This window comes from Agarivorans sp. 2_MG-2023 (assembly GCF_030548085.1).
In the GTDB taxonomy this organism is placed as follows: domain Bacteria; phylum Pseudomonadota; class Gammaproteobacteria; order Enterobacterales; family Celerinatantimonadaceae; genus Agarivorans.
Genome location: NZ_JAUORQ010000003.1, coordinates 279031 through 302573, shown reverse-complemented (window position 1 = coordinate 302573; position 23543 = coordinate 279031). Strand labels below are relative to the sequence as shown.

At 44.6% G+C, this 23543-nt stretch carries 23 protein-coding genes and 1 tRNA gene; 15 read left to right on the top strand and 9 right to left on the bottom strand.

Annotated elements, in window-relative coordinates; translation table 11 throughout:
• Nucleotides 1-60: 60 nt before the first annotated feature.
• Complete coding sequence (locus tag Q4549_RS06435; RefSeq protein WP_303550314.1) at nt 61-693, bottom strand: glutathione S-transferase family protein; 633 nt, start codon at nt 691-693, stop codon at nt 61-63.
• 171 nt (nt 694-864) lie between these two features.
• On the opposite strand from Q4549_RS06435, the gene Q4549_RS06430 reads away from it, so the two are divergent.
• The 5 genes from Q4549_RS06430 to edd all read left to right on the top strand — a co-directional run bounded on the left by Q4549_RS06430 (nt 865) and on the right by edd (nt 7937).
• Nucleotides 865-1920, top strand: a complete 1056-nt coding sequence (locus tag Q4549_RS06430) for a cation diffusion facilitator family transporter (protein ID WP_303550312.1) — start codon at nt 865-867, stop codon at nt 1918-1920.
• A 194-nt stretch (nt 1921-2114) separates the two neighbouring features.
• On the top strand, nt 2115-3110 hold the full coding sequence (locus Q4549_RS06425; protein WP_303550309.1) for a LacI family DNA-binding transcriptional regulator: 996 nt from the start codon (nt 2115-2117) through the stop codon (nt 3108-3110).
• A 33-nt stretch (nt 3111-3143) separates the two neighbouring features.
• Nucleotides 3144-5609 (top strand): glycosyltransferase 36, encoded by a 2466-nt coding sequence (locus tag Q4549_RS06420; protein WP_303550307.1) that lies wholly within the window; start codon nt 3144-3146, stop codon nt 5607-5609.
• Nucleotides 5596-6135 carry a gluconokinase gene (locus tag Q4549_RS06415; protein ID WP_303550304.1) on the top strand — a complete coding sequence of 180 codons (540 nt, stop codon included), beginning with the start codon at nt 5596-5598 and terminating at the stop codon, nt 6133-6135. The genes Q4549_RS06420 and Q4549_RS06415 overlap by 14 nt, the downstream gene beginning before the upstream one ends.
• On the top strand, nt 6132-7937 hold the full coding sequence (gene edd, locus Q4549_RS06410; RefSeq protein WP_303550301.1) for a phosphogluconate dehydratase: 1806 nt from the start codon (nt 6132-6134) through the stop codon (nt 7935-7937). The genes Q4549_RS06415 and edd overlap by 4 nt, the downstream gene beginning before the upstream one ends.
• A gap of 72 nt (nt 7938-8009) precedes the next feature.
• On the opposite strand, the gene Q4549_RS06405 is transcribed toward edd, so the two are convergent.
• A complete protein-coding gene (locus Q4549_RS06405; protein ID WP_303510529.1) occupies nt 8010-8138 on the bottom strand; it encodes a hypothetical protein in 129 nt (42 codons plus the stop codon).
• Nucleotides 8139-8431: 293 nt separating this feature from the next.
• On the opposite strand from Q4549_RS06405, the gene Q4549_RS06400 reads away from it, so the two are divergent.
• Both Q4549_RS06400 and Q4549_RS06395 read left to right on the top strand, forming a co-directional pair.
• Nucleotides 8432-8785: a glycine zipper family protein gene (locus Q4549_RS06400; RefSeq protein WP_303550298.1), complete on the top strand. Its 354-nt coding sequence runs from the start codon at nt 8432-8434 to the stop codon at nt 8783-8785.
• A 57-nt stretch (nt 8786-8842) separates the two neighbouring features.
• Nucleotides 8843-9928: a BamA/TamA family outer membrane protein gene (locus tag Q4549_RS06395; protein WP_303550295.1), complete on the top strand. Its 1086-nt coding sequence runs from the start codon at nt 8843-8845 to the stop codon at nt 9926-9928.
• Nucleotides 9929-10006: 78 nt separating this feature from the next.
• Here the strand turns inward: Q4549_RS06395 and Q4549_RS06390 are convergent, their stop codons facing one another.
• The 3 genes from Q4549_RS06390 to Q4549_RS06380 all read right to left on the bottom strand — a co-directional run bounded on the left by Q4549_RS06390 (nt 10007) and on the right by Q4549_RS06380 (nt 13536).
• Entirely contained in the window at nt 10007-11452 is a 1446-nt protein-coding gene (locus tag Q4549_RS06390; RefSeq protein WP_303550292.1) for a peptidoglycan DD-metalloendopeptidase family protein, read from the bottom strand.
• Between the two features lie 87 nt (nt 11453-11539).
• Nucleotides 11540-11989 (bottom strand): Fur family transcriptional regulator, encoded by a 450-nt coding sequence (locus Q4549_RS06385; RefSeq protein ID WP_303550290.1) that lies wholly within the window; start codon nt 11987-11989, stop codon nt 11540-11542.
• Between the two features lie 179 nt (nt 11990-12168).
• Nucleotides 12169-13536, bottom strand: coding sequence for an L-serine ammonia-lyase (locus Q4549_RS06380; RefSeq protein ID WP_303550287.1), 1368 nt, complete (start codon nt 13534-13536; stop codon nt 12169-12171).
• 342 nt (nt 13537-13878) lie between these two features.
• Here Q4549_RS06380 and Q4549_RS06375 point away from each other — a divergent pair.
• Nucleotides 13879-13954, top strand: a tRNA-Phe gene (locus Q4549_RS06375).
• Nucleotides 13955-14018: 64 nt separating this feature from the next.
• Here the strand turns inward: Q4549_RS06375 and Q4549_RS06370 are convergent.
• Nucleotides 14019-14588, bottom strand: a complete 570-nt coding sequence (locus Q4549_RS06370; protein ID WP_303550284.1) for a helix-turn-helix domain-containing protein — start codon at nt 14586-14588, stop codon at nt 14019-14021.
• Between the two features lie 117 nt (nt 14589-14705).
• Here Q4549_RS06370 and Q4549_RS06365 point away from each other — a divergent pair, with 117 nt between their 5' ends.
• From Q4549_RS06365 to bfr (Q4549_RS06350), 4 genes are all read left to right on the top strand, one after another.
• Nucleotides 14706-15902, top strand: a complete 1197-nt coding sequence (locus Q4549_RS06365; protein ID WP_303550281.1) for a benzoate/H(+) symporter BenE family transporter — start codon at nt 14706-14708, stop codon at nt 15900-15902.
• Between the two features lie 54 nt (nt 15903-15956).
• Nucleotides 15957-16646 carry a monofunctional biosynthetic peptidoglycan transglycosylase gene (mtgA, locus tag Q4549_RS06360; RefSeq protein WP_303550278.1) on the top strand — a complete coding sequence of 230 codons (690 nt, stop codon included), beginning with the start codon at nt 15957-15959 and terminating at the stop codon, nt 16644-16646.
• 442 nt (nt 16647-17088) lie between these two features.
• Nucleotides 17089-17568: a bacterioferritin gene (gene bfr, locus Q4549_RS06355; RefSeq protein ID WP_137671833.1), complete on the top strand. Its 480-nt coding sequence runs from the start codon at nt 17089-17091 to the stop codon at nt 17566-17568.
• Nucleotides 17568-18035: a bacterioferritin gene (bfr, locus tag Q4549_RS06350; protein WP_137671832.1), complete on the top strand. Its 468-nt coding sequence runs from the start codon at nt 17568-17570 to the stop codon at nt 18033-18035. The genes bfr (Q4549_RS06355) and bfr (Q4549_RS06350) overlap by 1 nt, the downstream gene beginning before the upstream one ends.
• A gap of 71 nt (nt 18036-18106) precedes the next feature.
• Here bfr (Q4549_RS06350) and Q4549_RS06345 read toward each other — a convergent pair whose 3' ends face one another.
• Complete coding sequence (locus Q4549_RS06345) at nt 18107-18763, bottom strand: HAD family phosphatase (RefSeq protein ID WP_303550275.1); 657 nt, start codon at nt 18761-18763, stop codon at nt 18107-18109.
• A gap of 118 nt (nt 18764-18881) precedes the next feature.
• Nucleotides 18882-20249: a pullulanase-associated domain-containing protein gene (locus tag Q4549_RS06340; RefSeq protein WP_303550270.1), complete on the bottom strand. Its 1368-nt coding sequence runs from the start codon at nt 20247-20249 to the stop codon at nt 18882-18884.
• A gap of 212 nt (nt 20250-20461) precedes the next feature.
• Here Q4549_RS06340 and Q4549_RS06335 point away from each other — a divergent pair, with 212 nt between their 5' ends.
• Nucleotides 20462-21505, top strand: coding sequence for an NADP(H)-dependent aldo-keto reductase (locus Q4549_RS06335; protein ID WP_303550267.1), 1044 nt, complete (start codon nt 20462-20464; stop codon nt 21503-21505).
• Between the two features lie 13 nt (nt 21506-21518).
• A complete protein-coding gene (locus Q4549_RS06330) occupies nt 21519-22118 on the top strand; it encodes a uracil-DNA glycosylase family protein (RefSeq protein ID WP_303550264.1) in 600 nt (199 codons plus the stop codon).
• On the opposite strand, the gene Q4549_RS06325 is transcribed toward Q4549_RS06330, so the two are convergent.
• Nucleotides 22111-22950 carry an AraC family transcriptional regulator gene (locus tag Q4549_RS06325; protein WP_303550261.1) on the bottom strand — a complete coding sequence of 280 codons (840 nt, stop codon included), beginning with the start codon at nt 22948-22950 and terminating at the stop codon, nt 22111-22113. The genes Q4549_RS06330 and Q4549_RS06325 overlap by 8 nt on opposite strands.
• A 114-nt stretch (nt 22951-23064) precedes the next feature.
• Here Q4549_RS06325 and Q4549_RS06320 point away from each other — a divergent pair, with 114 nt between their 5' ends.
• Complete coding sequence (locus Q4549_RS06320; RefSeq protein WP_137671826.1) at nt 23065-23538, top strand: YHS domain-containing (seleno)protein; 474 nt, start codon at nt 23065-23067, stop codon at nt 23536-23538.
• Nucleotides 23539-23543 lie beyond the last annotated feature (5 nt).

Below are 23543 nucleotides of genomic sequence, written 5' to 3'. Positions count from 1 at the left end.
AATCGAAAAAGCCAAGCTTTTCGGCTTGGCTTTGTTAACTACTCACTAAGATGAAGCGGCTTACAAATTACTCATGGCCTTGCCGTTCATTTCTTTTTCAAGGCCGGTATTTAAGGCCGAGCGCTGGCTGGTGCGTTTACGGTATGCCATTAACTTGGGGGGAAGTTGTTGTTGAAAGCTCATTGCCCAATTTAGGGTGTGACAGAGTAAAACATCTGCCACGGTAAACTGCTCGCCGCATAGGTAGCCTTCTTCTGGCACCCAAAGCTCGGCAATGGCGGCTGCTTTATCAAATTCCCAGGTGGCGGTTTCTTGCATTTCGGGCAGGCGATGTTCTTCTGGCAGGGCAAAACGGTGTTTAGCCATGCTCCAAAGTGCTTGCTCTAACTCGCAAATAGTAAAGCTTACCCAGCGATGATGTAGAGCGGATTGATCACTGCCCGGAGTGGGCAACAATTGTGGGCCGTATTTCTCGGCCAGATATAGGCATATGGCGGCCGACTCGTTAAACACTAACTCGCCATCTTTAAGGGCGGGTACCTTTCCACATGGGTTTAGGCTTAAATATTCTTCGCTGCGGTGTTCGGCGTTTTGAAAATTAATGTAGTGGTAGTTCCACTCTAGGCCTAGCTCTTCCAGCATCCAAGATACACGCAATGAACGTGAGCGTGGAGAACCGTATAAAGTAATCATTGAGGCAATCCTTTTTAGCTACAACAAGGGCAAATTCAGCTATAGCATAGAAGCAAGTGGAGCCTATCGCTATAGTTTAGTGGCTTTAAGTGATTAAAAAGCTATCAGTGACTAAATGCAGATAGTTAAGCGCTTCAAGCGCTTACCTTACCTCTGCTCTCGTGAATCTAAATGATATTTATTTTCAATCACTTAAGAATAATGGATGTCGGTAGCCTAGGCTCGTTTTCTGGGGCTGAACTGGGTAGACTATATGCTCATTTTTTAGTGGTAGACGGACTCATCATGCAACAGCAAGTGGTTAAAACTGTTCGCAAAGCAACATGGATTGGCTCTATTGCCAATGTGTTTTTGGCGATTCTTAAAATTGGTGTAGGCAAGCTTACTGGTAGCCAAGCGCTGGTCGCCGATGGAGTACATAGTTTTTCTGATTTAGTCACCGATGCCGCTATTTTGATAGGCTCTCGTTATTGGGCTGCCCCTGCCGATAAAGAACACCCCTATGGCCATGGCCGTTTTGAAACGCTCACTAATATTTTTATTGGTGCATTGTTGATATTGGTCGGCGTTGGCATTGCTTGGGATTCGATAAACTCCTTAACCGCCAATGAAACCAGTAACCCTGGGGCATTAGCCTTAGCGGCTGCATTGGTGTCGATAGTTGTAAAAGAAGTGTTGTACCGCTGGACACTAATTCAAGCTAAACGTGTTAACAGCCGCGCTTTGCATGCCAACGCTTGGCACCACCGCAGTGATGCCTTAAGTTCGTTACCGGTTGCAGTAGCGGTATTGGCCAACTACTTCTTTCCGCATTTGCATTATTTGGATCAAATTGCTGCTTTATTGGTTACTGCGATGATTCTAAAGGCTGCATGGGAAATTATATGGCCGGCTATGCAAGAGATTACCGAAAAAGAAGCGGATGAAAAGTTAGAGCAGAAAATTCAGCATCATGCGGTAAGCAATGATGAGATAAAAGAAGTCCATGCGATTCGCAATCGCCGCGTGGGCAGTGCCATTTTGGTAGACTTTCACTTATTGGTTGACCCAGACATGAGTGTGGATAAAGCACATACCATTAGTGAAGAGTTTAAAGACCATTTGATGCAAGAGTTAGATGAAGTGGTGGATGTGATTATTCATATTGAGCCGTTTAATTGTGCCGAACGAGTCTTAAACCCCTGCTGTGACAGTTGTGATGATGAGCTCGCCAGCGAGCAGACGTAGTTAACTTAAGCTAGCTGCAAAAAAGAGCGCCAACGAGCGCTCTTTTTTATTGTCTTGATGAAATTATTCTAAGTACTTGCTATTTGTTTCATAAATATATGGAATCGGTTCCATTTTGCATTTTTGATGCTTGAGCCTAGCCTGGAGGCTGCTCATGCTGGTTGTAACAGCAATGAGCAAAGCAGAGCGAGCAAATGGCGACCATTAAAGATGTGGCAAAATTAGCCGATGTTGGTGTAGGCACGGTATCGCGTTCTTTGTCGGGAAATGGTGGTGTATCGGCTAAAGCACAACAGAGAATTAGCCAAGCCATGCTCCAACTAAATTATCGGCCTAATAGCTTTGCTCGCGCCCTATCAACACAGCGTTCCAATATTATTGGCGTGTGGTTACCTTCTTTATCTGGCTCTTTTTACCAGCATATATTGCACGCCATAGAGTTAGAGCTGCGACGTCATGATAAACACCTCATTTTGGCCAATGCCGAAGGTGCGGGCAGTAATGAAGCCTGTTTACAGCACCTCGATTACTTAATTCGTCGCGACTGTGATGGGGTATTAATGGTATGTCCAGAAATGGCTGTATCTGACTTACTCAGCGCACAAGCCAGCTACCCGCCACTAGTCTTTATTAATCATTCGGTGGATTTACTGTCTGCAGAGTCTTTTAGTGTTGATCATTACTTGGGGGGCAAATTAGCTGCCGCCGCCTTACTTGAACAGGGCCACCAAAACATTGCCTGTATCACTGGGCGATTAAGCGCCCAAGATGCTCAGCAGCGCCAGCAGGGCTTTGTGAATGAGTTAGCCAGACAAGACCGGCCAATTAATCCCAAGTTGGTTATTGAAGGTAGCTTTGATTTTGAAGAGTGCCGAGCAGCCATTCATCAATTGTTAAGCAGTGGCCTCGCGTTTGACGCATTGTTTTGTGGTAACGACAAGGTGGCGTTAGTGGCGTTATCAATGCTGCAAAGTGCCGGCATTAAGGTGCCTCAACAAGTGGCGGTATTGGGTTACGACAATGTCGACTTTGCTGCTTATGCTTCTCCGCCCTTAAGCACCATTAGCATTCCTATAGAGCAAATGGCCAGTGCCGCCTGTCGGCGAGTACTCAACATGGCCTACGATTTGCAATTAACGATTCCTAAAGTGGAATCACCTCGTTTTATCGCACGTGCTAGCACACCTTAGAGTCCTTTGACGATCACAGACAAGAGTTAAACCATGGCTAAGTTTATTGAAGACGGAACGCGTTATCAGCTTGACGATCCATGCATAGCGCCGAATAGCGCCGCCTATTTGTGGAACAAAAAAATGATGCTGCACATGAACTGTCGTGGTTATGCAGTGAGTCAATATATGGATCCTGAACCACGAAAGTACACCCATGTACCTAACTTAGCTGCGCAAAGCTTTATGCAGCCAGAGCAGCCTTATTTTAGTCATCATCCGGGGCGTTTTTTTTATTTAAGAGATAACCAAACGGGCGAGATGTTCTCGGCTCCTTACGAGCCGATGCGGGTAAGTTTAGATGCTTATGCATTTGAACCTGGCTTGGCAGATATTCGCTGGAAAATTGAAAAACTGGATATCGAGCTCACTATCATGCTTAGTTTGGCAGCGAATGATGTACTAGAACTCTGGCAAATACGGGTGGTTAATCTAAGTAACCACGCTAGAGACATTTCGCTTATACCTTATTTCCCCGTGGGTTATGCCTCGTGGATGAATATGGGAGGGCAATACAACACTGAGCTAAATGCGATTGTATGTAGCAGTGTAACCCCTTACCAGAAAGTAGATGATTACTTCAAAAATCAACACCTAAAAGATCTGACGTTTTTGTCTGCTAGTCGAATCCCCGATTATTATGAAGTGTCGCAAGCTGCCTTTGAAGGCGAAGGAGGCTTACATAACCCTAGTAGCCTGCAACATGGCGGTAACCTTGCTAATGGTGAGGCTCATTATGAATTGCCTGCGGCTATTATGCAGTTTCAATATTTGTTAGCGCCTAACGCTAGCGACAGTTTGCGTTTATGTTTTGGGCCCGCTAAAGATAAGGCTGAGATTCAACAACTTAATCAACGCTATTTGCAGAGTGATGAGCAGCAAATAAAAGCGGAATCGGAAGATTATTTCTCGCAGGCGAAAGGCTGCATTAAGGTGAACACACCCGATCAGCAGTTTAATCACTTTGTGAATAATTGGTTGCCTAGACAGGTGTTTTATCATGGCGATAGCAATCGCCTTACTACCGACCCACAAACACGTAACTACCTGCAAGACGCCATGGGCATGGTGTATCTCAACCCCCAAGCCTGTAAACAGGCCATAATCACTGCGCTTCAACAACAGCAGTTTAGTGGTGAAATGCCCGATGGAATTTTGCTTAGTGAGCAAGCTGAGCTGAAATACATCAATCAGGTGCCGCATACCGACCACCCCGTTTGGCTAGCTATTGTATTAAATGCCTACCTTCAAGAAACCAATGATTACAGTCTATTGGAGCTGCCTTTAGCGTGGGCAGACCAAGCAACGCAGAGCAGTGTATTTGAACATGTTTCTAAGGCGATGCAGTTTTTATGTGAGGCTAATGATGAGCGAGGTTTACCGTATATTGCTCAGGGTGATTGGTGCGACCCAATGAATATGGTGGGTTACCAAGGTAAAGGGGTGTCGGGTTGGTTAGCTGAAGCTATTTCTTATGCCTTACAGCTGTGGGTGCCTGTTTGCCAGAAGCTTAAGCAAACTCAGCTAGCAAACCAATTTGAGCAACATGCCACACAACTTAATCAGCGCATTAATCAGTATTTTTGGGACGGACAGTGGTATGGCCGAGGGATTACCGATAACGGCGTATTATTTGGCGTAAGTAAGGATGTTGAAGGGCGTATTTTTCTTAATGCTCAAAGCTGGGCCTTATTATGTGGAGCCGCTAATCAGCAGCAAAGCCAACAAATGTTGGCCGCGATTGACGAGCAGCTCGACACGCCTTATGGAGTAATGATGAGCGCTCCCGCATTTACCCAAATGCGCGATGATGTTGGTCGAGTGACCCAAAAGTGGCCCGGTAGCGCAGAGAATGGTTCGGTGTATAACCATGCGGCGGCGTTTTATGCGGCATCGCTGTATGCCAATGGTCTGGGTGAACGAGCTTTTAAGGTATTGCGTAAAATGATCCCCTCCAATGAGGATGATGATTTAAGTGTTCGTGGCCAGCTTCCGGTGTATTTGCCAAATTATTATCGCGGCGCTTACTACCAGTACCCGCGTACTGCTGGTCGCTCTAGTAACTTGTTTAATACGGGCACCAGTGCTTGGTTTTATCAATTACTGGTTGAACAATTATTTGGCATGCGCGGTTGCAGCGAAGGCTTGCTGGTAAGCCCGCAGTTACCCAAAAAATGGTTGCATGCCTCGGCTCATCGCGAGTTTCGCGGCGCGACATTTGATATTGAGTTTGTGCAACAAGCTCTGCCAGAAAACGCTATACAGAAGTGTATTTCAGTAAGTGCTAAAGTTTCGCAAAGTACTACACTTACCCTCTCGAATAAAAGCACCAATACACTGCTAATCAGTGGATTCACACCAGGTGAGCATTACTCGCTAACGGTAACACTAAGCGGTGTAGAGGCAGAACTCTCGGCTCAAACAACACGTGCGCAAAAGGTTGAATATGACGAACACTAAGCCCCCCATTATTTATATTATTATGGGGGTATCCGGCTCTGGAAAGTCTAGTGTTGGCAAAGCATTGGCGGAATGTTTGGGTTTTCAGTTTGTAGATGCAGACGATTTACATCCCACCAGTAATATTGAAAAAATGCAAAGCGGCCAGCCACTTAATGATCAAGACCGCTGGCCTTGGTTAGAACAAGTGACCCTAACTGCCACTTCGTTTAGCCAGCGTGGGCAAAGCGCTGTGATTGTATGTTCGGCCTTAAAAAAAGCCTATCGCGATAAATTGAGAGAGATGTCTGGCACGTTGTGCTTTATTCATTTAGTTGGCACACAAGCCTTAATTGAAACTCGTTTGCGACAACGAGAGCAGCATTTTATGCCCAGCGATTTGTTAAGCAGCCAATACCAAGACTTAGAGTTACCTACAGCTGCGGAACACGATGTAGTGAGTGTTTCGATAACCGGGCGTTTTGATATGGTTATGCAGCGTTGTATTCATGCCGCGAGTCATCTCGCTGAGGCGAACAAACCATGAACTCGATTATTGAGCAAGTGACTCAAACCATTCGCCAGCGTAGCAAAACCTTACGTGATGATTATGTGCAACGCATGCAGCAACAAGCCGCAAAAGGCAGCTCTAGAGCGCGTTTAAGTTGCGGTAATTTGGCACATGCTGTGGCTGCCTGTAGTGAGCAGCAAAAAGGGCGCTTGCTAGATTTTACACGGGTTAATATTGCGATTATTAGTGCTTATAACGACATGTTAAGCGCACATCAACCGTATGCGGTATACCCGCAAAAGATTCAGCATTACTTGGCGAGCTTGGGCCACAGTGCTCAAGTGGCGGGTGGCGTGCCGGCAATGTGTGATGGGGTTACTCAAGGTCAAGAAGGCATGGATTTGTCTTTGTATTCACGTGATCTAATTGCTCAAAGTACCGCTATTGGCTTAAGTCACCAAGGCTTTGATGGGTGTTTGCTGTTAGGTGTGTGTGACAAAATAGCGCCTGGCCAACTGATGGGCGCCCTGTCTTTTGGTCACTTACCTACGGCTTTTGTGCCGAGTGGACCAATGCCTAGCGGCATCTCAAACGAGCAAAAAGTAGCTGTTCGTCAGCAATACGCAGCGGGTGAACTGGATAAATCGGCCTTACAAGAGACCGAAAATAAAGCTTACCACGCACCCGGCACTTGTACCTTTTACGGCACTGCGAATACTAACCAATTGGTATTTGAAGCCATGGGATTAATGCTACCGGGCAGCGCCTTTGTTGAAGTGAATTCACCTCTTCGAGAAAAACTCACCGAGCAGCTTGCTAAACACATGGTAAAAATTGCCATGGGCAGCCCCAATTATCAGCCTTTGTATCGAGTGCTTGATGAAAAGGCTTTGGTGAATGGTTTGGTTGCGCTAATGGCATCGGGCGGCAGCACTAACCACACCCTGCATATGATAGCGATAGCCCGTGCTGCAGGGTTGATATTAACCTGGGATGATTTTGCACAACTGGCTAAAGCAGTGCCGCAACTCTCGAGTATGTATCCTAATGGCCCAGCCGATATTAATGCTTTTGAGCATGCGGGCGGGGTACCTTGCCTATTGCGTTTGTTAGCGCAACGCGGTTTGTTGCATATGGACGTGAATACCATTTATGGCCAGCTTGGCGATTACTTACAATCTCCTTATTTGGAGAATGGCGAGCTATGTTGGCGCAGTGCAAGTGAAAGCCTAAATAGCAGCGTGATTGCCGCCGACAAGCATCAGTTTGCCGACAACGGTGGCTTACAATTACTCAGCGGTAACCTAGGCAGGGCGGTGATTAAAACCAGCGCGGTAGCCGTGAGCCAGCAAATAATTACAGCGCCCGCTAAAATCTTTGATTGCCAACATCAAGTGGTAGAGGCTTACCAACAAGGTTTATTGAATCAAGATGTGGTTGTCGTAGTTCGTTATAACGGGCCTGCAGCCAATGGCATGCCAGAATTGCACAAGTTGATGCCGATACTGGGTAACCTACAGAAACAAGGTTTTAAAGTGGCCTTGGTAACAGATGGTCGCCTGTCGGGTGCTTCAGGCAAAATACCCTCTGCTTTACATTTAAGTCCCGAAACTGCTAAAGGTGGCATATTAGCTAAGTTACGCGATGGAGATTTGATTAAGCTCGATGCAATAAATGGCACACTTAACTGCCAACTAGATGTGCAGCAGTTAAGCGCGAGAGAGATTGAGCAAGACAGCAAAACTCAACAGCACTTTGGTACCGGCAGAGAGCTATTTGAACCATTCCGCCGCTTAATTGGCAGTGCCGAAAATGGCGCTAGTGTATTGTTCGATTAGTTAATATTAGTAAGAACGTGAAACGGCTTAGCCAACACCATTGTTTGGCTTGTGTCGGCACGCTGTGCGAGGCTAAGCGTTAGCTTGACTCTGCACAACTAACGGTGAGTTTAGTGAAATGCCATGACTCACTTTAATACCTACCGCAATGCTCAAGGCTATTGGGATCAATAACAATATAGTAAGAGTAATTCTGTTCATAAAGGCGACCTCTTGCTACCTACATTACATTAGACCGCGTAAACGGCAATTTCATTCATAAATTAACGTCAACAAGTCTCGTTTAGCCCACTCAAGGCTGTTTTATTTGCTGATATTGGGGTCTTTGTAGTCCTTTTTTTATCGTTTTTTCGGTGCTTCAGTTATTCGTGTTCAGCTGTTGATGTAGCAAAATATTTATTCCTATAAGCTCAGCTTAAACCTGCTCATTTTCCATTTCTCTTACTTATCGCCACACTTGTGCCATAAAAAATCAATAGATTAAGAGAGGTCTCATGAGAAAGAGTAACAAACAGCGTAAACAGCCATCTTCACAGCGTGCATTTGTGGCGGCCGCTTTAGTGTTCAGTGTGTTTAATACTGCCTTAGTTAGCGCTAATCCCTGTGATGGTAATGTGATTACTGATGCGGTAGATGGTGCGATTATTGGTGGTGTAGCGGGGGCTATTGTAGGCAATGCTGGCAATGGTGCGGCCATAGGCGCAGGAGCTGGAGTGATTGCTGGCGCTTATGATGAAGAAGAGTGTGCCCGTTATGAGCGCGAGTTTGTTGAAGATGCAATGGTTGAAGATATCTACCAGCAGCATTTAGATGATGAGATTGACGCGGAGCTTATTTACGGTGAGTAAGCCAATGATTAGCCTTTTTAAGGCTGGCGCCCAATGCCCCCTTCAGAGTGTGTCCGTATGTTAAAAAAATACGTTTGGAGCTTAGCCCTGCTAGCGGGAACGGTTAGCGCCAAATCAACCTGGGATCAATTTCGTGACCCTGTAGATGGTAAGCTAGATGTCTCTGAATGGGCTTTAGAAAATGCCCACGGCTTTTTGCTGTTTCCGGCGCTAATTACCGATCCAGCTATTGGTAATGGCGGGCTATTAGGTGCCATTTTTTTCCACGAAACAGAAGAGCAAAAAGAGGAGCGCCGACGAACGAATACTGCAACAACTATCTCGCCGAGCGTTTCTGGCATTGTGGGTGGCGGTACCAACAATGGTACCCAGTTCTTTGGAGCCTTCCACTCCGGTAACTGGCTCAACGATGGCATTCGTTATGAAGGGGGCATATTCCAAGGCTTAATCAACATTGATTTTTACGGCGCGGGAGATCCGGTAAAAATGACCGCCGATGGATTTCTTACTCAGCATGACCTAGATATTCGTATCGCCAACAGTAACTGGTTTGTGAATGGGGGCTACAAGCTGAGTGGTGGTGATTTAAACTTTGAAGGTGTGGGTAAAACTGAGTCTAGAGATGCGGCTTTTTCTTATGGCTTGCTGTATGAATCCTTAGACAACCAGTTTTCTCCAAGCAACGGTATTAAGGCTCGTGTAAAAGTGTCTGAACACGGCAGCTATGCTGGGGGTGACCACGATTTTACTCGATTTAACTCGTACATTAATGCTTATCAAACGTTGTCGGATAAGTGGCGAGTCTCTGGCCGTGTGGTTGCTACCGCAGTCAGTGATGGTGCGCCCGCTTGGGAGCTTCCTTTTATTGATATTCGTGGTATCCCAGCGATGCGCTATCAAGGTGAGCAGGTAGCGTCTGCTGAAGTAGAACTTGCCTACGCGCTTAATAAGCGCTGGGAATTGATTGGTTTTACGGGCGCAGGCTCGGCTTATAATCAGGGCCAAGATAGCGAGTTACAAACCATTTATGGTGGTGGATTTAGGCACTTAATCGCTCGTCAATTAGGTTTGAAATGGGGCATTGATATTGCGCAGCATAAAAACGACACCGCTGTGTATTTGCAGTTTGGCTCAGCATGGTAGCGCTTAAATGTATGGTAAATCTGAAATAAAAAACGGAGCACTACGCTCCGTTTTAAGTTTATCGTTCAGCTAGCTTATTTAGCCGGTTTTAATTAACTGATTCATGTCTTTCACCAGCTTATTAAAGGCTGTTAGCTCTTGTTTATCAATCGCCGATGCCAGCGGGATTTTAGCCGTCATCGCGTTTACCGCACGGCCATTTATGTGGAATTCATAATGTAGGTGAGGGCCAGTAGAACGCCCGGTGTTACCTGACTCTGCTATGACTTGACCACGTGTGACTCGCTGACCTTTTCGCACTTTAAATTTGTTTAAGTGCAGATAGCGCGAGCGATATTTACCGCCGTGCTGAATAACTAAGTATTTACCGGCGTAAGGATGGTTTTCTATTCGAGTCACCACACCATCGCCTGCTGCGAGTACCGGGGTGCCAATGGCTACTGGGAAATCAGTACCGTTGTGCGGGGATATTCGCCCTGTTACCGGGTGCTTGCGACGAGGGTTAAACCCGGAGCTAACTCGTTGGGCGCGTTTTAATGGTACCCGCATAAAAGCTCGTGCAAGGCTTTCACCATCTTTATCGTAGTAGTTGCCGTTACTAAATAGGTAAGCGCTATATTCATTGCCACGATTAAACATGCGCACCGCGCTAATTTCGCTCTGACCGGTTAACTCATCATCAATGTATTGGCGGTTTCTTACCACTTGGAATACATCACCCGCTCGAAAATCACGTGAAAAACGAATTTTGTCTTTGAACATGGTGGCCACTTGTTCAACTTCACTTGGGCTTAATCCGGCTTTACGGGCAGATACGTAAAAGCTGCCTTCAATGGTGCCGCTAATGGCTTGTTTTTGCCATTGACCTTCAATGCTAACGGTTTCGTATTCAAAGGTCGTGGGGTCGACACGCTTAAAGACAATTTGTTGAGCTGGGTTAAAAGCCAGTTGCAGAGCTTGTAGCTCCTGTTTGTCATGATCGATAGTAAAGGTAAGTTCATGCCCTGGGCTTAGAGTATCAAGTGCCAACACCGAGATGTCAGCTTCTAATACTTGATACATTGTGGTTTGCGTTATCTCGAAACGAGTGAAAATCTTACCTAAAGTATCACCATCTTTGATGGTGTACTGGTAACTGCGTACGCCGCCAACTAGTGGCTCGCTGTTTGACGCGGTAGTGGACTCTGGAGGTTGAACAGCTGAGTCAGCTTGTTGCTTACTAGTGTTTACTGCTGGCTGTTTAAACTGCGCTGAACTGGGTTCTGGGCGAGGTTTTTGTTTCACTAAATCAATAGCTTCACGTGAGCTACTGCTTAAGTCGAAAACTAAACCATCGTTTTGTTTAGTGAAGCTGTTTTGTGGCAGCTCAATCAGTTGGCGAGAACCCGCACTTGATGTGGTGGTTTTTGACGAGGGCCAAAAGCTTGCGATGGTAATAACGGCACCGCAGGCCAAAATAAGTTGCCAATGTTTGTTGGGCAGCCTGCTCGGGCGGCCAAACAGTTGGGCTTTACTGTTAAACATAGTGTCTTTTACCTATTAAACGCTGTCTTAACGCAGCTGTTGTTATAGTGTTTTCAGTGGCGATGTTCGCCATTATCAGTGCTATATTCATGCGCTCTTCCTAGGTTGGCAGTTGGCGCATAAGCCTTGAAATTCGTAACTTTGAGGATGCAGGCTAAACCCTTGTTGCCCTGCAAAATGATCTAACTCTAGCTTCAATTCATTGGATAAATTCATCTGAGTCACACTTTTACAATCGGTGCATATAAGTAAGGGATGCGGCGCAAAGCTTTCTTGCTGTTGGCTTACTAAGTAGCGGCTTGTTGATTCAATATGCTGAATGAAATGATGCTGAATTAAAAATTCTAGAGCTCGATAAACCGTTGGTGGTTTGGTTTTCGGCTGTTGCTGTTGCAGCTCTGCGAGTACGTCGTAGGCGCTAAGTGGTGCATTTTGTTTATGTAAAATGGCTAACACTGCGGCACGATTGGGAGTGAGCTTGAGTTTCTGCTGATGACAGTAATCACTTACGCGTTGTATATAATTAGCAGTAATCATGAAATACCGAGTAAACACAAGGGTTAGCGAGGGGAGCTGTGAACGCCCTCAAAATTTGAGCGTTACATTATAACAATGGTCGTGGTTTAGCAAGCTACAAGCCCTATTGAAAGGGCTGTTTGTGATTGTTAGCTCAGTATTTAAGTCTTTGTAAAGGCTGGATTAAAAACCGTCGTTGTTTAGCTACATGTCATCGCCACTTTAATCGCTAAACCGCCTTGTGAAGTTTCGCGATACTTGGCGTTCATGTCTTTACCGGTGGCATACATGGTTTCGATGACTCTATCGAGGGATACGCGAGACTCATTGGTTCGCCTCAACGCCATGCGGCTTGAGTTAATCGCTTTTACTGCGGCAATCGCGTTACGCTCAATACACGGCACTTGTACTTGACCAGCCACTGGATCGCAGGTTAGACCCAAATTGTGTTCCATACCAATTTCGGCCGCTTCACAGACTTGCATAGGGCTACCACCAAGTAGCTCTGCTAAACCCGCGGCAGCCATGGAGCAGGCAACACCCACTTCGCCTTGGCAACCAACTTCTGCACCCGATACCGACGCATTGGTTTTATACAAAATGCCAATCGCACCTGAACACATCAAAAAACGTTGAACAGTTTCTTCATTTAAGGGTTCGATGAACTTGTTATAGTAAGCTAAAACCGCGGGGATTATACCCGCTGCGCCATTGGTGGGGGCGGTTACCACTCGGCCGCCAGCGGCGTTTTCTTCACTGACTGCTAAAGCAAACAAATTCACCCAATCGATAATGTCCATAGGGTCTTTGCTCATTGAACCGCGCCCTTTTAGTTGGCGTAGCAAAGAAGCTGCTCGCCGTGGCACGCGTAACGGACCTGCCAGTATGCCTTCGGTTTTGCAACCTCGATCGATGGCTTGTGACATGGTTTGCCAAAGTGTGCTGGTTTGTTGGTTGATGATGGTTTGGGAGTTAAATGCTCGTTCATTGGCACGAACTAAGCCACTTATCGACATTCCGTTTTCGCGGCATTGCTCCAACAAGGATGCTGCTGAATTATAAGGAAAAGGCACGCTAATTGTTTGAGTGTTTGTTTGGCCAAAGTGTTGTTCTTCCACTACAAAGCCACCGCCAGTAGAGTAGTAGGTTATCGACTTGATGTTCAGGTTGCCTTGCCAAGCATGAATCACCATGCCGTTTTCGTGTAACGGCAAACAAGTGGAATGAAAAGTTAATGCCTTAGCAGGAAACGCCACTTGGTGTTGGTTGTTGGCTACCTTTAGTATTGCGGTTTTTTCTAAGTGTTGTACAAAGCCCGCAATAGCATCGATATCTACATTGTGGGGTAGGTTTCCTGCTAAGCCCATAATAATGGCTGTGTCAGTGTGGTGGCCTTTGCCTGTTAACGACAAGGATCCATATACATCAACGGTAATGCTATCTACTTGTTCAAGTATCTGGTCTTGGGTTAACTGTTGAATAAAGTTATGAGCGGCAATCATCGGCCCAACGGTGTGTGAGCTAGATGGGCCTATACCCACCTTAAACACATCAAAAATACTAAGCATCAATTCTCTCGAATAAAAAAGGCAGAAGCACGTGACTTCTGCCCTAAAAATTAGCTGATAAATCTATAGGATTAGGCGGTTTTAAGCCTTAAAGGGTAAAACGGCTGGTGGCTACAATTTATGGCTAGTGAATAGCGGCGCCTAGGGTAATGAGAAAGCGTGATTCGGTAAACTGATTTTTGAGGGTTTTACGCTAAACAGACTTAGAATGCGTAAATATTTAATAAAAGTGGCTTAGATTGGTGGATTTTTAGAAGCTTTGCTCGCTTTGTGGTCACTCAACACTAATTTTGGAAAAAGCGGTTGACTTGTTTAGGCTAAAAACGTTTAATAGCCGCCGTTGCCCGGATAGCTCAGTCGGTAGAGCAGAGGATTGAAAATCCTCGTGTCGGTGGTTCGATTCCGCCTCCGGGCACCACCTTTTAAAAGCCTGCTTTTTAGCAGGCTTTTTTCATTTCTGTCCTCTGGAAAATAATGACACCTTAGTTGCCTGTATTTGGATAATGAATGATGTCGTGAAACACCGCTGTTTGCGGGTGCAAATTTCTATAACCATGTTCTTGATCCGCCGCAAAGCGAAGCGCTTGGCCTTTTTGCAAGCTTAGCCATTGCCCGTTAACCAGTACTTCCATTTCTCCGCTTATTACAATGATATGCTCGCTCACACCCGGTTCGTGAGGCTCGGATACGCGTTGATAACCCGTTAATAGGGTGAGCTCGTACATCTCAAAGCCGTATTTTTCTTCATAGGGAAATAGAGTCGCTACTAGCATGTTGTCGCTGGCAGGTTGTTGACGAAGCTGGTCAGCAGTTCTTATTTGTAGCGAACTTTGTTCACTGATACTGGGCTCTAAAAAGGTAGACAGTGAAGTAGAAAAGCCTCCCGCTATTTTCCACAAGGTGGCAATAGTAGGGCTAGATTCCCCACGTTCTATTTGGCCTAGCATAGCCTTACTCACGCCAGTTTGTTTGGCTGCGGTGTCTAAGCTCCACTTTTTTTGTTGACGTTGTGTTTTTAAGGCTTGAGCGAGGTATTGGTTGAGCGCGTGCAATTAGCCACCTAATGAATTCAAAAAATAATTTGTACGTTATAACGCACAAGTGCTAGGCTTGTCCACGCTGTGCGCTATAGCGCACGCAAGGTTAACTAGCAAAAGGAGTGCTTAACAATGCGTGACTGGTTTGTTGCTTCCCGTGTTTCAGCGGGTTTTATTGTGGTGTTGGTTGGCTATACCAGTTCGGCGGTGATTGTGTTTCAAGCTGCTGCTGCGGCAGGAGCCAGTGAGCAGCAAATAAGCTCTTGGTTATGGGCCCTGGGTGTGGGCATGGGGCTGAGCAGCATTGGCTTATCTTGGTATAGCAAAAAGCCAATTCTTACTGCCTGGTCCACGCCTGGAGCAGCCTTGCTGGTAACTAGTTTACAAGGATTGTCGATTAACGAAGCGATTGGCGCATTTTTGTTTAGTTCTTTGCTGATCACTCTGAGTGGATTGAGTGGCTTTATCGATAAGTTGATTCGCTGGATCCCCCAGTCTTTAGCTTCGGCCATGCTAGCCGGGGTGTTACTGCAGTTTAGTTTGCAATTGTTTAGTGCTTTAGAGAGCCAGTTAATCTTGGTAGTGGCTATGATTGCGTGTTATCTCATTGGTCGCCATATTGCTCAGCGTTATGTCATGTTGCTAACTTTGTTGGTGGGATGCGGCGTAGCTTATCAACTAGGTTTGTTAGATTTATCGTCAGTGAGTTTTCAGCTTGCTAAGCCCGAATGGGTAAGCCCAGATTTTTCTTGGCAGGCGCTGATTGGCGTTGGTTTACCTTTGTTTGTTGTGACCATGGCTTCACAAAATATGCCGGGAATAGCCGCTTTGCACGGTAATGGCTATCGCCCTGCCATTTCACCTATCATCACTTGGACTGGCGTTACTGGCTTGATTCTGGCCCCGTTTGGAGGCTTCGCGTTTAACCTTTCAGCCATTACTGCGTCTATTTGCATGGGTAAGGAGGCCGATAGTGATCCAAGTAAGCGTTACCTAGCGTCTATTTGGGCTGGTATTTTCTATATCGCTATTGGCTTGTTAGGAGCAACGGTGGTGAGTTTATTTGCGGCATTTCCTCAAGAGCTAGTAGCAGCAGTAGCTGGTTTAGCGCTATTAAGCACTATTGCCAATAGTTTGGCTGGTGCACTGGCTGATGTAGAGGGTAGGGAAGCGGCGATATGCACCTTTTTATTAACTGCTTCTTCGGTGAGTTTCTTTGGTATTGGCAGCGCATTTTGGGGGTTAAGCTTAGGCATGTTGGTGCATTATTTCACGCAAGCTGTTAGTAAGAAAAAGCAGTTAATGAAGACTGAAACAGGTGGAACCTAAGACCATTTAGGTATACTAGGGTGATGAGTTGACTCAAGACTATATGTAAACAATATGCTGATAAAAATAGCGGCTAAGATTGGCTACGGTTTGCTTATATTCATGGTGACTGCTGAACTAATGGTATTGAGCTTACGCTGGATCGATCCCCCGATGTGGTCTTGGCGATTGCATAGAAGCGTATACCCACCCAGCAGTTATCCGGAGGATGTTGCTCATCAATGGCGAAATCTGAATGCGATTTCGCCGAGTATGGTGTTAGCTGTGGTGGCGGCAGAGGATCAGCGTTTCCCCCAGCATTGGGGAGTGGATTATTCCGCTATCTTGACGGCGTTTAAGAATAATCAGCAAGGTGGCAAGTTGCGTGGCGCGAGTACCATAACCCAACAAACCGCTAAGAACCTTTGGTTGTGGCCTGCTCAGAGCTATTGGCGAAAAGCTTTTGAAGCTGGCTTTAGTCTGCTGCTTGAGTTGAATTTACCCAAACAACGAATACTCGAAATTTATCTCAATGTGGCCGAGTTTGGACCAGGTATCTACGGAGTAGAAGCTGCCAGCAAGCATTATTTTAAGCAGCCTGCTGCCAGATTAAGCCATTATCAATCTGCTAGTTTGGCAGCCTTATTACCAAGTCCCTATCGTTACAGTTTGTGGCCAAAAACGCCATACATGCAAAAGCGAGTTACCTGGATTCAACAGCAAATGCGCCAGCTAGGTGGCGCATACCTCAGTTTTATAAAGTAACGTTATAAGGCTGCTTGGTACAAACCTATCGCGAACTGCGACGACAACTTAAGCGCCAGCAAAATTAAGAAAATTGATAAAGAAATGAGAGTAGCTTTAGACAGCGTTTTTAGGAATCCGATGAACATAATGACCTCACTTGTGTTTAGCCATCCTTGGAAATAATTCACTAATAATTATACTTAAGCGCCAGTGAATACTGAACTTATCAACTTGTCTTAGATCAATTTTTTCTGCTGTTTTTTTGTACGATTAATAACACTGTGATCGTTAACTCATAAGGGGTTAAATACGACACGATTACTTATTGTGATTTAAATCTAAATGATAACGCTTGTTATTACTTTTATCGTAAGTTAATGAAATGTAAATATAATATGCGAAATTTTTTGGATAGGTGTATACTTTTTCGATAGCTTAAATGGCAGTATGGAGTGAAAAAATGAAAGCCGATCCGAGCATAATAGCCTTACTAAATAAGGTGTTAACTACCGAACTCACATCAATTAATCAGTACTTTTTACACGCCAGAATGTACCGCAATTGGGGCTTAGAAGCGCTCAATGAGAAGAACTATAAAAAGTCGATTAAAGATATGAAACAAGCCGACAAAATCATGGAACGCATATTGTTCCTAGAAGGCTTACCTCATGCTCATATGTTGGGTACATTGCGGATTGGTGAATCAACGGAAGAGATGTTGCAATGCGATATGGACTTTCAGCTTGAGCAGCTTCCGGTACTAAAAGATGCTATTGCCAGTTGTGAAGCTGCCAAAGATTTTGTAAGTCGTGATTTATTAGAAGAAATTCTAGATTACGAAGAAGATCATGTTGATTGGATTGAAACTCAGCAATATCAAATTGATAAGATGGGCATTGAAAATTACTTAGCTGCTCAAATTACTGAAGGAGACGACTAATGAAGGGTAATAGTGAAGTAATTGACGCGTTAAATCGCCTGTTAATGAATGAGCTAACAGCAATGGATCAGTACTTTATCCACTCTCGTATGTACGAAGATTGGGGACTAAATAAACTTTATGAGCGAATCGACCATGAGTTTGATGATGAGAAAGGTCATGCTTCGTTGTTGATCCAGAGAATTTTGTTTTTGGAAGGTACTCCTGATTTAAGTCAGCGTGAGCCTTTACGCATTGGTAAAGATGTACCAAGTATGCTTGAGAACGACCTTAAAGTTGAATATGAGGTTGATGCCTTACTTAAAGAAACGATGGCCTTGTGCGAAACTAAACAAGACTACGTAACGCGTAACATGCTACAAACCTTAATTGACGATACAGAAATGGACCATGCTTACTGGCTGGAACAACAGCTTGGTTTAATTAACAAGATTGGATTACAAAATTATATGCAAAGCCAGCTGTAAAGTTACTGGTTTTATTTAGAAGCCGAAAGCAGATGCTTTCGGCTTTTTTGTATGTTTCACTACTATGTTTTCTATAGTTGCCAACTCAACATTGACCACGATTTCTCCATAGCAAGTTGTTTTAGTTTAGGGCAGGGGTTTACCACATAGGCCTTGTCTACATGTTCCAATAACGCTCGGTCGTTAATAGAATCAGAATAAAAGTAGCTTAGCTGGTAAGCTTGTGGCTTGTTTTTCTGCCATTCGAGTAAACGAATTACCTTACCTTCTCTAAAGCTGGCAACACCGTCTATATGTTCGCTATAGCTGCCATTTTTGAGCTTTAAATCTACCCCTAGAAAGTCTTTTACGCCTAGCTGCTTGGCGACTTGTTTGACAATAAAGCTTACCGTTGCAGAGATAATAAGCACCTGATGTTGCTGGTAAAGGAGAGCATCGATTAGCTTTTGACCTTCAGGGTAAATAATTTGTTGAATGTGTTGCTGTACAAAGTCTTCGACTAACCGATCTATTTGACTACAGCTAAGTGATTGAATAGGACTGAGGCTAAAACGGATGTATTCTTCAAGTGCCAGCTCTCCCTGGGCGTACTGCTCCATCATTGCGGCATCCTGCGCTAAGAAGCCGGCTTGAGTGACAATACCTTGTTCTACTAGGTACTGATGCCACAACGCTCCACTATCACCCGCTATAAGGGTATCGTCTAAATCAAATATATGTAGGTCCACTCAAACATCTTCCATTTTCAAGGCTGCTAATTGCCATGCTAGATAAATTGTTGGGGGAGGCTCAATGATATTGGGTGAAGCAGATAAAGAAAAGGCCAGCTAAGCTGGCCTTGGTTGATTATGCAGAGTCTTTCTTGAGATTCTCTGGCAAGCTGTCGGGTAACGGTGACCAACTGCGTTGCTGAGCTTCTCCATGCAATACCTTACGAAGTTTTTCGTTAGCGGCAGCTGCGTAGATTTTCTCTGTTTTAATTTCTTCTTCTTTACGTTTTAACGCATCTTCCATATCTAACTGAAGATCTTTATGGCGTTTGCTTGTGGCAAAGAATACTAAACCTATAAGTGCTACCAATACCGCAACCACAGCTCCAAATAACCACCAAGCAATGCCTGATTGTTCTGGTTGACCTGCATCTTCGGTACGTTGCACCAACTCAACAATATGAGCACTTAGCTTATTGTTTTGGTCACGTAACTCGTCACGCTGAGTCTGCATTTGGTTGAATTGGTCTTGTAACTGTTTCTGTTGTTCTGAACTACCAGTATTCTCAGAAATTGTTTTTTGAAGACCTAATATTTGCTCGTTTACACCAGCTAGTTGATTCTCTAGCTGTTGGTTACGCTCAAGTAGTTGAGCTTCAGCATTACTGCTACCAGCTTGCTCTACTTGGCTGTACAAACTTTGGTTAGATGCAGTTAAAGTACGGTTCTCATTACTGATCTTATCGTTTAGCTGTAACAAAGCTTGGTAATCAATTAGTTTGCTATTTAAGTCATTCTGCAAACGTTGGTTGATTTTTTGGGTATCGTTAAGTGCCGATTGCAACTTATTAATACTACGATTCTTTTTCGTTAAATCGTCTTTTAATACCGCTAACGTGCGCTTCATTTCAGGGCTTGGACCAGAACTCTTAGCTACTGATTTTGCTTTCGGTTTTGGTTTTGGCGCTACTTTAGCTTTAGCGGTAGTTGTTGTTGCTTTTACTTTAGGTACCGGTGGCGGCAACACAGTTTTAGCTTTAGGTGGGGTAGCGGTCTTTTTCGCTGTCGCTGTTTTAGCACTATTAGCGAATTGTCTAGGAAGACCCGTGTAGATTTTTGGATCTTTTTCTACAATCCAAATATCCATACCATGTTTGCTTTTAATCCACTTCCACTCTTCAACTTTCATATGGTGAAGTTCACCATTAGTTAAAGTGTAAGAAAACTGTTTCGCATCAGGGCGAACAGGGATAGTAAATGCCACACCAAAGTCGTCAAACTTGCTTGGCATTAGTGGATCGGCAGGGGTTGTACCTTTACGCAAGCGAAAATCGGTTCTGGCACCTACTTCTTTGCCATTAACCATTTCTTCGCCAGCCCAGATGTGAAGACCCCAACCATCATAGTTGTTAGTGATACTTTTATAATGCACTGTGACGTTGGCCGCAGTGGCAACTGTACTCACACACCAGAAAAGTAATATAAATATTGATGCTCTTTGCACAATTACTCCATTAACTTGTTAAGTCGCATAACGCCATAGTAACTAAAAAAACAGTAAAGAAGTAGCAACTAGATCACCAATATGGTGTTAAATTTTAAAGAAAAATAGACCTAGCTCCAATTGCAGTCGATTTTTGTATAAAAAAACGTCATTTTTTGCTGTTGATAAAAATTACAAGAAAGCAATGAGTAAGATCTTTAGAGGAACAAACTATGAAATATCGTCAACTCGGCGACTCAAATTTAAATGTGAGTGAAATATGCCTAGGAACTATGACTTGGGGTGAGCAAAATTCTCAAGCTGATGCCTTTGCTCAGTTGGATTACGCCTTAGCAAATGGTGTCAACTTTATCGATACTGCTGAAATGTATCCGGTTCCTCCGCAGCAAAGCACTCAAGGTGCTACGGAAATCATGATTGGCAACTACTTCGCTCAACGGGATTGCCGAGATGAGGTTATTTTGGCATCTAAAGTTGCTGCACCCTCTAAGAGTGACCGCGGTGGCTACATTCGCAACGATATGAGCTTAACTTGGAATGGTATTCATCAAGCGGTAGAAGATTCATTAAACCGACTACAGACAGATTATTTGGATTTATATCAGGTGCATTGGCCAGATCGAGCGACTAACTTTTTTGGTCAACTGAATTATCAACACCAAGAAGACGCCGCTCAAACACCTATCATCGAAACCTTAGAGGCTTTGGCTGATCTCGTTAAAACCGGTAAAGTAAGATATTTGGGGATCTCAAACGAAACGCCTTGGGGAGCAATGCGGTATGTTCAGCTAGCTGAGAAGCATAACCTGCCTAAGATCGTGTCGATCCAGAACCCTTATAATTTGCTAAATCGTAGTTTCGAAATCAACTTGGCTGAAGTCTCTCACCGTGAAAACTTGCCCCTGTTGGCTTATTCGCCATTAGCATTTGGCGCACTAAGCGGAAAATATTTAAATAATCAATGGCCTGAGGGGGCGCGTTTAACTATTTATAAACGTTTTGCCCGTTACGGGAGCGATATCGCCGAAGGGGCTATTCAGCGTTATGTAGATGTGGCACGTGAGTTTGATTTAAGCCCTGTTCAACTCGCACTGGCATTTGTTAATCAGCGCAGCTTTGTTGGTTCTAATATTATTGGTGCTACTTCTTTAGCGCAGTTAAAAGAAAACTTATCGAGCACTCAAGTGGTGATCTCTGATGAACTCGAGCGGCGTCTTCAGGAAATTGGCGACGAGTTTCGTATTCCTTGTCCTTAAATAGGTGAGTGAGATGATCAGCGCTGATCGAAAAAATAACTTGGTACCTTTACTTGAACAAGTAAGGGCGTGCACCTTGTGTAACGCTCAGCTTGATCCTCGACCTGTTATTCAAGCGAGTCCTGAAGCGCGTTTGTTGATCATTGGTCAGGCACCAGGCAGTAAGGTTCATAAAAGTGGCATACCTTGGGATGATGTGAGTGGTGATCGACTACGCCAGTGGCTTAACCTAGATAAAGAGATATTCTACAACCCCAAAAAGGTGGCTATTGTGCCGGCTGCATTTTGTTATCCAGGGAAAGGAAAACAAGGTGATTTACCGCCACCTAAACTGTGTTTTGACACTTGGCATAAACGGGTATTGGCTGAGCTGCCTAATATAGAACTTACCTTATTAATTGGCCAATATGCGCAAGCCTTGTATTTGAACACGCCCAATAAAACCTCGTTAACCGAAAATGTCGCTAATTTTGCATATTACAGTGAGCAGGCCTTATGGCCTTTGCCCCATCCTTCACCACGCAACCGCCATTGGATAGCGAACAACCCTTGGTTTGAGCAGTCTTTAGTTCCGCAGTTACAAAATGCACTAGCAAAGCTGGCGCTTAGCTAGCAGCATGCTTGAGATTTTGGCCGTCTAACCATTGTTTAGGTGACATTTGGGTTTTACTGCGAAAAGCTCGGTTAAATCCCGATAGGCTTTGGTAGCCAACAGACGATGCTACCCACGCTATGCTTTTACCTTGTTTTAGTAGTTGTTGAGCGTGGTGAATCTTCCAATCTACCAGGTAATCCCCCGGTGAGCTGCCAATTACTTTGGTAAAGGTTTCAATGAAGCTAGTGCGAGACATGGCTGCTGCGTGGGCTAGAGTCTCTAAGGGATACGTTTTACTTGGGTCTTCATGTAATAAAGCCAAAGCTAGGCTGAGCTTAGGATGTATTAAACCGGCTAATAGGCCAGTATCAAGGTTTTGCTTATTAACGCTGTAGCGCAACAATAAGCTAATTAGCACCTCTACTAAGCGGTCCATAATCACTAATGAGCCATCGGCAGGCTGAAAGGCTTCACTAAATAGTAAATCGATTGTTTTTGAAAACTGTGGGTGTTCAGCTAGCGGCAATACTATTTGCTTTGGGAGGGCGTTGGCTAAAGGGCTACTGTTAACATTCCCATATCTTATGGTTGCGCACACTAGTTCTGCGGGTTGTTCTGAATCAACCACTAAACGATGTGCAAGGGGTTTAGGAAAAAACACCAAACTGGGCTGAGTCACTTCGATTTTTTTATTGGCTTGCAGAATGCTTAATTTACCTTGGTTCAACACATGAATATGACCCACTAAGTCATCACCGGTTTCCACATCAGATAAGCCACATAATTGGCCTGAATAAAAAACACCAGCAGTAACAGAGAACTGCCTTAGCAAGCCAGATAATTGGTCCATCAATAACACTCCGTACTTTTCGCACCAACAAGCGGACGATTGTATCCCAACAGACCGGACTAAGCGGTTAAATTTTCACTATCGCAGTTAGCGGTTAATTTATGGAGAAATAAAATGAACAGTTTGAAAGCCCTAATCAGAAATACCACCTTAGTTACAGCATTGGCATTTAGTGGCGTAAGCGCAGCTGCAGATATTGGAATGAGCGTAGATAGCAACGATTTAGCGATACAAGGTTACGACCCAGTTGCATACTTTGTTAGTGGCCAACCAACTCAAGGTTCTGGTGATTTTACTGCGAGTCATAACAACGCTATTTACCATTTTGCTAGCGCTAGCAATCGTGATGCATTTAAAGAAGACCCTGCTAAGTTCGCGCCTCAGTATGGTGGTTACTGTGCCTTTGGTGTAGCCATGGAGAAAAAGTTTGAAACTGACCCTACGGCCTGGAAAATTGTTGATGGAAAGCTTTATCTAAACTTAGATAAAAAAGTGCAACAACGTTGGTTAGAAAACACTAACGAGCTGATTGTGGATGCTAATCAACATTGGCCAGAGATTAAGCCGATTGATGCTGCCAAACTATAATCTTT

What these genes read in the sequence shown, in the direction of transcription:
- Q4549_RS06435 (WP_303550314.1), bottom strand. Translation starts at nt 693, where the DNA reads ATGATTACTTTATACGGTTCTCCACGCTCACGTTCATTGCGTGTATCT.
- Q4549_RS06430 (WP_303550312.1), top strand. Translation starts at nt 865, where the DNA reads ATGATATTTATTTTCAATCACTTAAGAATAATGGATGTCGGTAGCCTA.
- Q4549_RS06425 (WP_303550309.1), top strand. Translation starts at nt 2,115, where the DNA reads ATGGCGACCATTAAAGATGTGGCAAAATTAGCCGATGTTGGTGTAGGC.
- Q4549_RS06420 (WP_303550307.1), top strand. Translation starts at nt 3,144, where the DNA reads ATGGCTAAGTTTATTGAAGACGGAACGCGTTATCAGCTTGACGATCCA.
- Q4549_RS06415 (WP_303550304.1), top strand. Translation starts at nt 5,596, where the DNA reads ATGACGAACACTAAGCCCCCCATTATTTATATTATTATGGGGGTATCC.
- edd (WP_303550301.1), top strand. Translation starts at nt 6,132, where the DNA reads ATGAACTCGATTATTGAGCAAGTGACTCAAACCATTCGCCAGCGTAGC.
- Q4549_RS06405 (WP_303510529.1), bottom strand. Translation starts at nt 8,138, where the DNA reads ATGAACAGAATTACTCTTACTATATTGTTATTGATCCCAATAGCCTTG.
- Q4549_RS06400 (WP_303550298.1), top strand. Translation starts at nt 8,432, where the DNA reads ATGAGAAAGAGTAACAAACAGCGTAAACAGCCATCTTCACAGCGTGCA.
- Q4549_RS06395 (WP_303550295.1), top strand. Translation starts at nt 8,843, where the DNA reads ATGTTAAAAAAATACGTTTGGAGCTTAGCCCTGCTAGCGGGAACGGTT.
- Q4549_RS06390 (WP_303550292.1), bottom strand. Translation starts at nt 11,452, where the DNA reads ATGTTTAACAGTAAAGCCCAACTGTTTGGCCGCCCGAGCAGGCTGCCC.
- Q4549_RS06385 (WP_303550290.1), bottom strand. Translation starts at nt 11,989, where the DNA reads ATGATTACTGCTAATTATATACAACGCGTAAGTGATTACTGTCATCAG.
- Q4549_RS06380 (WP_303550287.1), bottom strand. Translation starts at nt 13,536, where the DNA reads ATGCTTAGTATTTTTGATGTGTTTAAGGTGGGTATAGGCCCATCTAGC.
- Q4549_RS06365 (WP_303550281.1), top strand. Translation starts at nt 14,706, where the DNA reads ATGCGTGACTGGTTTGTTGCTTCCCGTGTTTCAGCGGGTTTTATTGTG.
- mtgA (WP_303550278.1), top strand. Translation starts at nt 15,957, where the DNA reads ATGCTGATAAAAATAGCGGCTAAGATTGGCTACGGTTTGCTTATATTC.
- bfr (WP_137671833.1), top strand. Translation starts at nt 17,089, where the DNA reads ATGAAAGCCGATCCGAGCATAATAGCCTTACTAAATAAGGTGTTAACT.
- bfr (WP_137671832.1), top strand. Translation starts at nt 17,568, where the DNA reads ATGAAGGGTAATAGTGAAGTAATTGACGCGTTAAATCGCCTGTTAATG.
- Q4549_RS06335 (WP_303550267.1), top strand. Translation starts at nt 20,462, where the DNA reads ATGAAATATCGTCAACTCGGCGACTCAAATTTAAATGTGAGTGAAATA.
- Q4549_RS06330 (WP_303550264.1), top strand. Translation starts at nt 21,519, where the DNA reads ATGATCAGCGCTGATCGAAAAAATAACTTGGTACCTTTACTTGAACAA.
- Q4549_RS06325 (WP_303550261.1), bottom strand. Translation starts at nt 22,950, where the DNA reads ATGGACCAATTATCTGGCTTGCTAAGGCAGTTCTCTGTTACTGCTGGT.
- Q4549_RS06320 (WP_137671826.1), top strand. Translation starts at nt 23,065, where the DNA reads ATGAACAGTTTGAAAGCCCTAATCAGAAATACCACCTTAGTTACAGCA.